General features: G+C 59.7%; 11 protein-coding genes, 1 other RNA gene and 1 pseudogene. 4 read left to right on the top strand and 9 right to left on the bottom strand.

Annotation, left to right across the window (positions count from 1 at the left end; genetic code table 11):
* Positions 1 to 23: 23 nt before the first annotated feature.
* The 3 genes and pseudogenes from ACVWXC_RS10945 to ACVWXC_RS10935 all read right to left on the bottom strand — a co-directional run bounded on the left by ACVWXC_RS10945 (position 24) and on the right by ACVWXC_RS10935 (position 2,291).
* A complete protein-coding gene (locus ACVWXC_RS10945) occupies positions 24 to 1,070 on the bottom strand; it encodes a hypothetical protein (RefSeq protein ID WP_228375300.1) in 1,047 nt (348 codons plus the stop codon).
* 294 nt (positions 1,071 to 1,364) lie between these two features.
* A pseudogene (locus ACVWXC_RS10940) lies at positions 1,365 to 1,748 on the bottom strand (zinc ribbon domain-containing protein); the annotation flags it as partial.
* Between the two features lie 117 nt (positions 1,749 to 1,865).
* Complete coding sequence (locus ACVWXC_RS10935; protein WP_187147158.1) at positions 1,866 to 2,291, bottom strand: hypothetical protein; 426 nt, start codon at positions 2,289 to 2,291, stop codon at positions 1,866 to 1,868.
* A 242-nt stretch (positions 2,292 to 2,533) separates the two neighbouring features.
* Between ACVWXC_RS10935 and ACVWXC_RS10930 the strand changes: the two genes are divergently transcribed.
* Positions 2,534 to 2,668 (top strand): hypothetical protein, encoded by a 135-nt coding sequence (locus ACVWXC_RS10930; RefSeq protein ID WP_255322487.1) that lies wholly within the window; start codon positions 2,534 to 2,536, stop codon positions 2,666 to 2,668.
* Positions 2,669 to 3,034: 366 nt separating this feature from the next.
* Here ACVWXC_RS10930 and tkt read toward each other — a convergent pair whose 3' ends face one another.
* Complete coding sequence (gene tkt / locus ACVWXC_RS10925; RefSeq protein ID WP_011431146.1) at positions 3,035 to 5,035, bottom strand: transketolase; 2,001 nt, start codon at positions 5,033 to 5,035, stop codon at positions 3,035 to 3,037.
* Positions 5,036 to 5,446: 411 nt separating this feature from the next.
* Here tkt and lipA point away from each other — a divergent pair, with 411 nt between their 5' ends.
* Positions 5,447 to 6,337, top strand: a complete 891-nt coding sequence (gene lipA, locus ACVWXC_RS10920) for a lipoyl synthase (RefSeq protein WP_011431147.1) — start codon at positions 5,447 to 5,449, stop codon at positions 6,335 to 6,337.
* 134 nt (positions 6,338 to 6,471) lie between these two features.
* An RNA gene (gene rnpB, locus ACVWXC_RS10915) (RNase P RNA component class A) lies at positions 6,472 to 6,920 on the top strand.
* Between the two features lie 50 nt (positions 6,921 to 6,970).
* Here rnpB and ACVWXC_RS10910 read toward each other — a convergent pair.
* On the bottom strand, positions 6,971 to 7,639 hold the full coding sequence (locus ACVWXC_RS10910) for a TetR/AcrR family transcriptional regulator (protein ID WP_099812859.1): 669 nt from the start codon (positions 7,637 to 7,639) through the stop codon (positions 6,971 to 6,973).
* 319 nt (positions 7,640 to 7,958) lie between these two features.
* On the opposite strand from ACVWXC_RS10910, the gene ACVWXC_RS10905 reads away from it, so the two are divergent.
* On the top strand, positions 7,959 to 8,852 hold the full coding sequence (locus ACVWXC_RS10905) for an acyl-CoA desaturase (protein WP_011431149.1): 894 nt from the start codon (positions 7,959 to 7,961) through the stop codon (positions 8,850 to 8,852).
* Between the two features lie 331 nt (positions 8,853 to 9,183).
* Here ACVWXC_RS10905 and ACVWXC_RS10900 read toward each other — a convergent pair whose 3' ends face one another.
* From ACVWXC_RS10900 to ACVWXC_RS10885, 4 genes are all read right to left on the bottom strand, one after another.
* Positions 9,184 to 9,399, bottom strand: a complete 216-nt coding sequence (locus ACVWXC_RS10900) for a hypothetical protein (protein WP_071813563.1) — start codon at positions 9,397 to 9,399, stop codon at positions 9,184 to 9,186.
* Positions 9,400 to 9,611: 212 nt separating this feature from the next.
* On the bottom strand, positions 9,612 to 9,875 hold the full coding sequence (pedR, locus tag ACVWXC_RS10895) for a photosynthetic electron transport-dependent transcriptional regulator PedR (RefSeq protein WP_011431151.1): 264 nt from the start codon (positions 9,873 to 9,875) through the stop codon (positions 9,612 to 9,614).
* 150 nt (positions 9,876 to 10,025) lie between these two features.
* Entirely contained in the window at positions 10,026 to 11,285 is a 1,260-nt protein-coding gene (locus tag ACVWXC_RS10890) for a sensor histidine kinase (RefSeq protein WP_011431152.1), read from the bottom strand.
* A gap of 80 nt (positions 11,286 to 11,365) precedes the next feature.
* Positions 11,366 to 12,130 carry an SDR family oxidoreductase gene (locus ACVWXC_RS10885; protein ID WP_011431153.1) on the bottom strand — a complete coding sequence of 255 codons (765 nt, stop codon included), beginning with the start codon at positions 12,128 to 12,130 and terminating at the stop codon, positions 11,366 to 11,368.
* Between the last annotated feature and the right edge of the window lie 232 nt (positions 12,131 to 12,362).

Below are 12,362 nucleotides of genomic sequence, written 5' to 3'. Positions count from 1 at the left end.
CTCAGTCCAGCCAAGGGGACAGGCTACTGCTGGGTGAGGCGCAAGGTTACCGTCGGGCTGGTTTGGTTGCCGGAAGTGGCCGTGAGATTGATCTGATACACCGTGCCGGAGGCCGGAATGGGCGGCCGCACCGTAACGGTGAAGCGGCCCTGGGCATCGGCTTGCACAGTTTGGTTGGTCACCGTCTGTTGGGCGCTGATGATGCCCCCCAGCGAGGTCGAAGCCGTTACATTCACCCGCACCGAAGCGTTGGGAGCCGTCGTGCCCTGCAGCGTAAAGGAAGAGCCGGAAACCCGATCCCCATCGCGCAGGTTGGTGATCTGGGGCAGCAGGCTGGAGAGGCTGATCGTCGCGGCAACCTCTTGGGTGGCGAGCCGCTGGATACCACCGGCGGCCCCCTCGATCAGGCGGGCGGGCTGTTCTGCGGTCATAAAGCGCACCTGGCCGCCGTTTTCCAGGCGAGCGATGACGATCCCTTCGCGGGTGGCATCTTTTGGCTCGATCAGGGCGTTGACCACATAGGTGCCGCTGGAAACTTCCTGAGCCGGCAGGGTTTGCACCTGCCGCCCGTCCTGGACAAGGTAAACGGTTACCCGGCTGGAAGGAGTGCCTTTGACGGTTACCAGCAGGATCTCGCCCGCCGCCAAGGGGCGATTGCCGGCGTTGTGATCCACCAGGTCGATAGAGGCGCGGACGGGGTTACCCACGGTGAAGCTCCAGGTCACGCGGCGGGTCACCCCCTGGGTATTGGTGAACTCCAGCAGGACTTCCCGCCGTCCCGGCGGTAGCGGCTGCGAGGGACGGTAGGTGAAGAAATCCCGGGTAATCACCGACTCGGCAGTAACATCTTTGCCATCCACAAAAACCCGCACCGTCTCCGGACGCACGCTGACCCCATCTTGGCTGCGAAAAGAAGCCGAGATTGGCGAGGTGGGCTCCACATTGGTGGCCGCTTGAGCCGGGCTGGGATCCGTAATTTGTTGAGCCCTTGCCGGCAGGCCCGACAACCCCACCACCGCAGCGCCCATCACCAAGGCACGGGGAAACCAAGAATACAAGTTATCGCTCATGAGACCATCCAAAAAAAGTAAAAGTAAAGGACACTTCAGTTAGGTTACAAGCGAGTAGCTCAAAGGCAGAGCAAAGTCTACAAGAACATCGACCTGGACATCCTGTTTGCATCCTGTCATAGGGGTCGATTGCTGTCGATACGCCTAAACCTCGGGTTGGCTCTCCAACAGACCCAGCTCCAACGTCAGATTCGAGTAAGGTTGACTGCCATGTAAACTACCCGGCTCCGACCGCCCCCCTTCCAGCCCCCAACCCCCGTATACGGGGGCAGGGGGGCGGGGGGATTGAGGGGGGTACGAAGCGGGCTTTTGGTAGCCCTGCAGTTGGCAAGCCAACCACGGGCCCCCCTCTTGTCCCCCCGCATGCGGGGGGATGTAGGGGGGCTGGTTTACAGCAACCCCCAAAAGTGCAATCCCGTTGGCACCGTTCAAATCTGCATCCCCTTCCCAACCACAGAGCGGGTTCACACAACGAAAATGCTTCCCTTCCCGTTGCTCAATCCAAAAACACTGGTGGCAGGTCTGCGAGCTGTAGGCAGGTGGCACCACCACAACCTGGATCCCTGCTCTCGCTGCCTTGTAGTGCACAAACTGCCTCAGTTGATAGAACGCCCAACTATTGGACCGCCGACGCTCGGTTTTGCTGCGCGGCGGTCGGTGGCTACGTTCCCGGATCCCCCCGCCCCCCAGTCCCCCCGTGTACGGGGGGATATAGGGGGATGCGGCGTTCATCTTCGCAAAGTTTAGAACCCGGTCGGGATCCCAAAGGCTATCTTTTGCCCGTTCAAGCTGGCATCAATTCACGAAAATAGCGCCTGTCTCTTGTAAATCGAGACAATGGTCGCCGGAGACATCGTTGACCAGGCGCACCTCTACGGTGATTACATTCAAGGGATCCACGCTCACCCGGTAGCCCACTGGGGACAACATCGGCGTGTTGATGGCCATGCAGTTGGGGATCGGCAGGTTGCTCAGACGCAGCGTTTCTCCCGGCGGAAGTTCCGACACCTTCTGGCGCGGATCGGTAAAGCCGTATTCCAGAGGCAGGCCGGTGCGATTGTGGATCACCAGCTCAGCAGGCAGGTTGGGGTTGAAGCGGGCCACCGGGCGATCGAAGACCAATTGATCCACACCCACCGGCAGGCGAGGCAGCGGCACTGTCCGAAAGGCAGGCTGAGCGACAGCACGGTGTCCACCCACCCAGGCTGACAAAGCGACCATGATCAAGCCGAGTCTTTTGCTTCCTTTCGCGTACCTCATGCCTCTGCCTCAGAATGCGCCTTGAAATTGGGATCCCCTTCCTTGCCTGCTTGTATTGTTCCCAAAAAGGGCTGGCCGGGCCAGGTGGTCGCTGTTTTTTCAAGGGTACGCCTCAGCAAGCTCCCCTTCCAGCTACCGCAGCACCGCACGGCAGAAATTCCGGGGGAGAAGGTTAAATTAGAGTTAACGGGGCATAAAGAGGCATGGCTATGCCAGAAAAACTGGAAAAACCGGAGAAAAACTACTCCTGGAAGGGCAGTGCCAACGCAGGCCGGGTACTGACGATTTTGGCCGTCGTGGGGGGAGCGGTGATTTTGCTGGCGGGCTTCCTGCAGTAGGCCGAGCTGTCAGATCCTCAGTTGCTCCAGGAACATCAGCATGTCGCCAGAAGCCAACGTTTTCCCTTCAAGGCGGGGGTGGAAAGGGTTAGCTTTCCAGAGGAAAGCGGATCTGGGGTCGTTTTAAACAAAGTTATGAAACTATGAAACAACTTTCTCGCTCCCCTCTCCCACAAGGGGAAAGGAGGTGGGGGGGAGGGGGCAAGGGTCTTAACCTTGTTTGAAACAACTGCAATGTTTTGCAAGTCCTGCTGAACAAGTTGTCAGCCTTCGCTAAGTCTTGTCAAGTTGTGCCACCATTGGGCAGCAAAAAAGACCCAGCAGAGAAGGGATCCCTGCTGGGTTTAGGCCGGAGGAGCAGAAACCTTAGCTTAGGAGACGGCGCGCGGTATTGAGCACATTCTCCACCGTGAAGCCGAACTTCTCCATGCACACGGGGCCGGGGGCAGAAGCGCCGAAGCGGTCGATGCCGATGGCCACCCCCTCAAAGCCCAGGTACTTGTGCCAGCCAAAGGTGGATCCCGCCTCGACGGAGACGCGCTTGGTGACCTTGGGGGGCAAGACCTCGTCGCGGTAGCTCTGGGGCTGGGCCTCAAATAGCTCCATGCAGGGCATGGAGACCACCCGTACCGCCCGGCCTTCCTGCTGCAGTTGGGCAGCGGCCTTCACCGCCAGCTCCAGCTCTGAGCCGGTGGCGATTAGGATCAGTTCTGGGTTGGGAGTATCCACCACTACATAGGCCCCCTTGGCCACCCCCTCAATGGAGGTGCCTTCCACGGGGTTAACCGCCTGCCGGGTAAACACCAGCACCGAAGGGGTGGAGGTGGACTCAAGGGCTACTTGGTAGGCTCCCACCGTCTCGCGGGCATCAGCGGGGCGGATGACGTAGAGGTTGGGGATGGCCCGCAGGGAAGCCAGCGTCTCAATGGGCTGGTGGGTGGGGCCGTCTTCTCCCAGGGCAATGGAGTCGTGGGTCATAATATGGAGCACCCGCGCCCGCGAGAGGGCCGACAGGCGAATGGCCGGCCGCATGTAGTCGCTGAAGACCAAGAAGGTGGCGTCGTAGGGAATGAGGCCGCCGTGCAGGGCTATGCCGTTGGCAATCGCCCCCATACCGTGTTCCCGTACGCCAAAGCGGAAGTTGCGCCCATGATAGGAGCCGGCCTGGAACTCCGGGATCCCCTTTAAATAGGTCATGTTGGAGTGGGCCAGATCGGCGGATCCGCCCAGCAGCTCTGGCACCGCCTTGGCCAAAGCATTGAGACAAAACTTGGAGAGGTTGCGGGTGGATTCTTTGCCGGTTTCGGCAATGGGAGCCAACGCTTCTTTCCAGCCTGCGGGCAGCTCCCCGGCCATGATGCGCTTGAATTCGGCGGCCTCTTCCGGGTAGGCCTTCTCGTAGGCGGCAAAGCGCTCGTTCCACTCCGCCTCGGCCTTGGCCCCCTTATCGATGGCCTGGCGGAAGTGGGCCAGCACCTCGTCGGGAATGTAGAACTCCGGCTCCAGCGGCCAGCCCAGATTTTGTTTGGTGAGTTTCACCTCCTCTGGCCCCAGCGGCGCCCCGTGGACGCTCTCCGTGCCGGCTTTGTTGGGGGATCCGTAGCCGATGGTGGTCTCGACAATGATCAAGGAAGGCTTGTCGGTAACTTCTTTAGCTTTCTGGATAGCGGCGGCAATTCCCTTCAGGTCGTGGTTGCCATCTTCCACTTTTTGCACATGCCACCCGTAGGCCTCGTAGCGCTTGCCCACATCTTCGGTAAAGGCAATTTCCGTGCTGCCGTCGATGGAGATGTGGTTGCTGTCGTAGAGCATGATCAGCTTGCCCAGCTTGAGGTGGCCGGCCAGCGAGGCCGCTTCCGAGGCCACCCCCTCCATGTTGCAGCCGTCGCCCAAGATCACATAAGTGTAGTGATCCACAATGGTGTGACCGGGCTTGTTGAAACGGGCGGCCAAGTGGGCCTCGGCAATGGCCAGCCCAACGGCGTTGCCCACCCCCTGCCCCAGCGGTCCGGTGGTTACCTCCACACCGGGGGTTTCAAAGTTTTCCGGGTGGCCGGGGGTTTTGGATCCCCACTGGCGAAACTGCTTGATGTCCTCTAGGCTCACATCAAAGCCGGTCAGGTGCAGCAGAGCATACTGCAGCATGCAGCCGTGGCCTGCCGAGAGGACAAAGCGATCCCGATCCACCCATTTGGGGTTGCGGGGATTGAACTTCAGGAACTGCTGCCAAAGCACATAGGCCATGGGTGCTGCCCCCATTGGCAGGCCGGGGTGACCCGAGTTGGCTTTCTGAACAGCATCCACCGCCAAAAAACGAATCGTGTTGATGGCAAGTTGTTCCAGAGAGGGAGGAGCAGCAACAACCATGTGGGGATCCCTATCGCTCGACATTCGCTTTCCAGTATGCCTTGACACGCCCACCGCCTAAAGGCGGGGGATTCTCGTCAAGGCGCTGTCAAGATGCCTCTAGACAGTTCCTTGAGGCAAGGCCCCAAGGTTCTGCTGGCTTGTCTGGGCAGGTTGGCTGAGACGTTGGCATTTCCCGGACGCTTGCCACCGGTTGGGTTTTTCACCGTGACTAGGGGCTCGCCTGAGAACGGTACGCCTCGGTGACAACTATACCATTGGCGAGCAGCTAAAGTTTGCTTCGCCTTTAAGGGCGGGGCTACTGAGCTATCCTTTTTCGGGCTTTGGCCACCGAGCCCGGTCTCGGCTGGGCAATAATGACAGGCTAAGCTGAGAGATACGCTTGCCGCCATTTCTGGTTGGAGGGTTTCATTGAGCGCTGTTTCTTCGCCTAGCGGCAAACCTCCCTGGCTGCGGGCCAAAGCCCCCCAGCGGGCCGGATCCGTCCAGCAACTGCTGCGGGACTTGGGCCTGAATACCGTTTGCGAGGAGGCTTCCTGTCCCAACCTAGGGGAGTGCTTTGCCAACGGCACCGCCACCTTTTTAATCATGGGCCCGGCCTGTACCCGCGCCTGCCCCTACTGCGATATCGACTTCACCAAACGGCCTCCGCCTTTGGATCCCACTGAGCCGCTGCGGGTGGCCACAGCGGTGCAACGGCTAGGGCTACGCCATGCGGTGATTACCTCGGTGAATCGGGACGACCTCCCCGATGGGGGAGCCAGCCAGTTTGTTGCTTGCATTACCGAAATCCGCTGCCGCATGCCCCAGACAACCATCGAGGTCTTGATCCCAGATCTGTGCGGCAACTGGCAGGCCTTGGAGCAAATTCTCGCCGCCCGCCCGACGGTGCTCAACCACAACACGGAAACCGTGCCCCGCCTCTACCGGCGAGTGCGCCCCCAGGGGAACTACGAGCGTTCCCTGCGGCTTTTGGAACTGGCGCGGCAATGGGATCCCGGCCTCTACACCAAGTCGGGGGTGATGCTGGGCTTGGGAGAGACCGCCGAGGAGATTTTGCAGATAATGCAAGATCTACGCCGGGTAGGCTGCGACATCCTCACTCTTGGCCAATACCTTCCTCCCAGCCCCAAACACCTGCCGGTGGAGCGCTACGTGCCCCCAGAGGAGTTTGACCACTGGCGACAGGTGGGGGAAGAGTTGGGCTTTTTGCAGGTGGTGTCCTCCCCGCTTACCCGCAGCTCCTACCATGCCGAGGCTGTCCAAGAGCTGATGCAGCGCTTTCCTCGACCAGGAACGTAGACCTAGGGGGATGGAGTCCCTGCGGAGCAGGAACAGCGGGGTCAGCTTTGCAGGCCGGCTGGCCAGCAACGCGGAGCCTAGGCGCAGAGAGATTTTCTGCGCTGGGGGGATGCGCTAGAATTGAAATGAAGAGATAGGAGGGGCAGGCGGTCGCGTCCTCGCTGCCGCCACCAGGCAGCAGGATGAGGAAAGTCCGGGCTTTCAGAAGAACACACCGCTGGGGAAAGCCCAGTGCGGGAAACCGCGAGGATAGTGCCACAGAAACATACCGCCGATGGCTGGGATCCCAGCACAGGTAAGGGTGCAAAGGTGGGGTAAGAGCCCACCAGCAGCGTCGTGAGGCGCTGGCTCGGTAAACCCCGGTGGAAAGCAAGGCCGCAGCCGCAGGACTATGGCTGTTCTTCGCCCCTGTCGGCTGCACCGAGGTCACGGTACTCAGCCAAGCGGTTGGGGGAGGGTGGTCTCGGTGGTGGTGAGCCGCTAGAGGGTGATGGCAACATCACTCCCAGAGAGATGACCGCCAGTGCGGGCTGCTCCTTGGAGCACCCCACTACAGAACCCGGCTTACAACCTCCTCATCTCTTCTTCTTTTTTTGGGATTGCCTCCTTCCAACCCCGAGAGAGTCTTTTGCACTAGGTTTCCTTCATGCCCCTCAAGGCTGCCATCCACAGCTTTACGCAGGCGTAGAGGAGAGGGGGAGTGCTGCTGTTGTTGTCATAAGTGCCCTTGTCCGCTGGGTCGGAGGAGGGCTGGTCGCCGTCGCCAGCAGGCAAGCCAGCGGTAACGGCTAATACAGCCGTCCCCAAAATCATCAGATGGAGAACTCCAGCAGCTGCGTGAAGGCACCCAGAGTCGACGGCTTGTAGCTCCGGGCTAGGGAGCTGCTGGAGGTAGTGGGCTAGCTGCTCTTGGGCCTGCAGGAAGCCTGCTCTCAAGGCGCGGCGATGCTCCTCGGAGTAGAAGCCTGCTTCTCCCACCAACGAGCGCACCAGCTCAGGGTTATTAGCTAGAGCTTGGAAGCAGGTTTGGACATAGCGGAGGAGAATGGCTTGTAGCTCAGAGCCCCGGAAGGTAGTGGGGTCTGCTGGGAGGGGTAAGTCGGCAATGCCGGAGAAAACTCCCAGCTCAGCAAATACAGCCAGGAGCAGCCCCTGCTTGCTGCCAAAGTGACGAAACAGGGTTACTTCATGAACGCCGGCCAAGTCTGCAATTTGACGGGTGGTGGTCTGAGTGATGCCCTGGCGGACGAAGAGGTCTCGAGCCGCGTTCAGCAGCCTTTGCCGGGAAGAAGGACGTGCCATGGTAGGTGATGGGGTAAGGAGTCAAGAGAAGGCGCTCAAGGTAGTGGCAATCTGCAAGCAGCACTTGCATTTGAGGTGAAATATCGTTAAGCTTAGCCTCAGGCGAGATCAAACCTGCTGCCTTTCTGCTCTCTCATAGCGGCTCTCACTGCTGAAGCTTGCTTGGCCAGGCCTTTGGGGATCCCGGCTTGCCTTTCAGGGACATGAGCTCGTTGTAAGCTAAGCCAGGGATGCGGTGGCCTATGCATGAGAAGCAACTTTGCGAGGAGGTATTTGATCCTGCGCTGCCCTTACTCCTTTTCTGAGGTTTTGCTGGTTCATGGCCGTTTCCCTTCCCACCCAATCGCTGGACAATCCCAACCGTTTTGCTTCGCTAGCTCAGCCTGAGCCCCAAAAGTCTTTTCGGTTTGCCTGGGAATTTGTTCTTTTTTTCGTTGTTTTTCACGCCCTCGCTTTAGTGGGCGGCATCGTTTGCTTTTCCTGGCCAGCCTTGGGGGTGGCCCTATTGCTTCACTGGTGCTTCGGCAGCTTGGGCATCTGCCTGGGGTATCATCGTCTGCTTAGCCATCGCAGCTTCCAAGTGCCCAAGTGGCTGGAATATGTCTTTGCTACCTTCGGTGCTCTCGCCATCCAGGGGGGGCCGATCTTTTGGGTGGCCGGCCATCGTCAGCATCACGCTTTTACTGAAGACGAAGAGCGGGATCCCTACTCTGCTCGCAAGGGCTTTTGGTGGAGCCACATGCTCTGGCTCATTTACCAACGGGAAGAGTTTTTTAACCGTGAGAAGTATTCTGCCTTTGCGCCGGATTTGGCTCGGGATCCTTTTTATCGCTGGCTAGACAAGTATGGGCTGCTGCTGCAACTGCCGCTGGCTGGAGTGCTTTACCTGCTCGGCGGTTGGCCGTTCGTTATCTACGGCATCTTCGTGCGGACAGTGCTGCTGCTGCACTGCACCTGGTTGATCAACTCTGCCAGCCACTTCTGGGGCTACCGGACTTTCGAGAGCGACGACAATGCCCGTAACCTTTGGTGGGCGGCTCTCCTCACCTACGGTGAAGGCTGGCACAACAACCATCACGCCGACCCGAAGTGCGTGAAAGCAGGTTTGCGCTGGTGGGAAATTGACATGACCTACTGGGTCATTTGGGTGTTGGCAAGACTGGGTTTGGCTCGTAAGTTGCACTTGCCTGCTCAAAGTCAGCCAACTCGCTAAACAGTCTCTGCCTCAGAGCTTCTAGAACCATCGACAGAGTTACCCCCGTCGTACGGGCAATTCCTGCTAAGACAGTTCGTTGTGCTGCTCGGCGGATCCCTCTCCCTTTTTTGGGAGAGGGGTTAAGGGTGAGGGGCCTGTATGCGCTAGCGCGAGCTCGTTAGCGGCGCAGAGCGCTCAAGGTCTGTCTCGACTTGGTTTGGAGCGGCTGCCCAGTTATCGGTTCCAGTTGGGAGGTGGGTCGGTATCGCCCTGCGGGGAGGTGGTAGTGCTCACCAAACAACCCAAAGGTCTGGCGTTCCGGTAATCCCTCTTCGGCAATGCAGGAGGGCTAGTCCTGTAACGGGCTGTACTGCCATGTCCCGTAGTGGTCAAGAACGCGCTGAACTTGCTCTGGGTCAGCGTCGGCCTCTTGGCGAATTTGCAGCGCCTCGATTTGGCTATCGGAGTAGCGAAAGATGGAGTCTTTTCTGCATTCCAGCTCTGCTTCCACCCCTGGAATGCAGGCCAGATGGGCAGCCACCTCTCGATAAACCATCAGGGGCATGGAATCATAACGAACAGCGTAGCGTTTCAACTCAGCAAGGCTCACGATAGGCAAGGAAAGGAGAAACTAGGGATCCAGGTAACAAACAGCTTCACCACAACGGCCAATGACATCTTGCGAATGTCTCGCTACTTTTGAGGTAAAAAAGCCCTGCTCTGCATTTAATTGCCTGCCAAAACAAAGAGGGGGCAGAGAGAGTCTCCGAGATGTGGCTAAGCAATTTTGTCGTTGGCCAACGTACAGCAATTGACCTGATCTAGGCAAACTTTTCCCCATTGCAAGGCCCAGCGCACCAAAGCGACGCGATTTGACGTTCGCGTCTTGCTCAGAATATTGCTGATGTGATTGTCAACAGTGCGCTTGCTAATCTCTAAGCGCTCTGCAATGTCCTGATTGGTCAGGCCCGCTGCGATTAACTCGAGAACCTGCAGCTCACGCTCCGACAACAAATCAGCGGAATGATAGTCTGCGCCCATTCCGAATGCCCAGTGTACAAACTGTAAGGATTACCTAGACCAATTCTAGGGGATCCCCTCCAACATGGATAGCCCCGCCGGGGGAAAATCTGGGGCAGTTCTCAGGTCGAAGGGCTTGGTGATGTTGATGGGAGCGCTTCTGGGCAGCTTTCACAGGGCATCGGCGTGTTTCCGGGGCAGCTCCACCTGCACCCACAGCCCACCTGCTTGCGGGTGATTGCGCAGACGGATTGTACCCCCGTGTAGTTCCACGATTTGCCGCACGATCGCCAGCCCCAGGCCGGTGCCGCCTTTGCTGCGGGCCCGCGCCGCGTCGGTGCGGTAAAAGGGTTGAAAGACCAGCTCAAATTGATCCTCCGGCAGGCCAGGGCCATGGTCGTACACCTCCAGCCGCACTTGCGATTCCTGTTCCGACAGGGCCACGTGAATGGGGGAGTCGGTTCCGCCATATTTGATGGCGTTGTCCAAGAGGTTAAGGACGAGGCGGTAGAGGCGCTGTTCATCTCCCCAGAGATAGAGCTGGGAGGGGCCGCTTAGATCCAGTTCCTGCTGGCGGGGCTTGGCCAGCGGTTCCAGGCTCTGCCAGGCTTCGCGCACCAAGCTTGCCAGATCCACCCAGCGCCATTGGGATCGCGATGCGGCCCCCAGGTTGAGGGCGCTCAGTTCCAGCAAGTCTTGCACCAACTGGCTGAGGCGCAGCGTCTCGTTCAGCAATCGTTCCACCCAAACTGCTTGCGCGGCATCGACGCGGCTGTGCAGGGTTTCCGCTAGCAGGCGAATCGAGGTGAGGGGGGTCTTCAGCTCGTGGGCCACATCCGAGGCCCAGCGATCCCGTTGTTGGGCCAGCAGAGTTGCCTCTAGGCGGTCTTCCAAGAAGATGGCCACGTGGGCCTGGGGCAGGGGCAGCCCCCAAGCCCGCAGCGGCACCGGTTTGTCCTCGCCCCCGGAAGGGTAGAAGATCCACTCGCGGCTCTGGATGGGAGCGGTAGCTTCCTGGCGGCGGGTGGCTTCGATAAGCTGATCCAACTCGTAGGAGCGCACCCACTCCAGCAGGAGCTTGATGCCCGGCTGCCACTGGCTGATGCGCAGCAGACGCTGGGCGGCAGGGTTACACTCCCAGACCACGTTGTTCTCGTCTACCCGCAGATATCCCCAGGGCAGGTGGTGGCTGAGATACCGCCAGTCCTGTAGGTATCGTTTTTGGCGGGCCCACTCCAGTTCTTGTTGGCGAAGGTGGTGGCTGAGCCGGCTGAGCATCTGTTCAGGCGAGCTGAGAGGCAGGGCCAGGTGCATCAGGGATCCCAACTGTTGCAATTGGCGGCCGAAGCGGCGCCGGCTCTGCCAGAGCAAAATCAGCGTGCCGAGTAGGCCGATGCCCAACCCAATGAGGATCCCGCTTTCCAGTCCCATGGGCCCACCCCCTTTGCCGCCATTGTCGCCCAGGCATGGGGGAGTGAATACCCAACAACGACGGATACGGCATCACATCCCTAGCGACGATGCACCATCGTCGTGCTGGCCTGGTCGGTGGGCAGCAGCAAGACTTCGCTCAGGTTGACGTGGGGGGGACGGGTAACGGCAAACAGCACCACCTCGGCCACATCCATCGCCGTCAGGGGGGTGAGGCCCCGGTAGACGGCTGCCGCCCGCTCGCGATCGCCGCGGAAGCGCACTTGGCTGAACTCGGTTTCCACCAAGCCGGGCTGGATCTCGGTGACGCGAATGGAGGTGCCCAGCAGATCCAGCTTCAGTCCCTCGGAGATGGCCCGCACGGCGGCCTTGGAAGCGCAATAGACGGCGCCGCCGGGGTAGGTCTGGCGACCGGCAATGGAGCCGATGTTGACCACATGGCCCCGGCCCCGCTCCACCATGCCGGGCAAGACGGCGCGGGTAACATACAGCAAGCCCTTGAGGTTGGTATCGATCATCTCCTCCCAATCTTGCACAGCCCCGCTGTGGAGCTTGTCCAAGCCGCGACTGAGGCCGGCGTTGTTGATCAAAATGTCGATTTCAGCCCAGGCCGGCGGCAAAGACTGGAACGCCTGCTGCACGGCTGCCCTATCTCGCACATCCAAAGTCAGCAAGTATGAGGAAGCACCGTAAGCCTGCTGCAACTCCGCGGCCAGCTCCTGTAGCCGCTCCTGACGGCGGGCCACCAGGATCAGCTTGGCTCCAGAACGGGCAAAAAGCGTGGCACAGGCTGCCCCGATGCCGCTGCTGGCGCCGGTGATGAGCACAATGGCGTTTTCAAGCATAGTCCGCAAGAGTTAAGGGGCTACCAAGGGGATCCGCAACTCGAACGGGCCCCCGGCTGAAGAGAGTATTCCAGCAGCTTAACGCAGGCATAGAGCGTATCCAAGTGACATCCTCTCCCGCTAAGCCCTGACGGGCCGTAGACGGGAGCTTCCGAGAATCACTTCCCGGAGTTGCTGCTTCAACGGACTGGTAAACCAGGATCCTCCACAGCCAGAGAGCGGCAGTCCCACC

This window comes from Thermostichus sp. OS-CIW-20 (assembly GCF_054061455.1).
The sequence above is the reverse complement of the archived record's forward strand: the minus strand, read 5'-3'. Positions and strand labels throughout refer to the sequence as shown.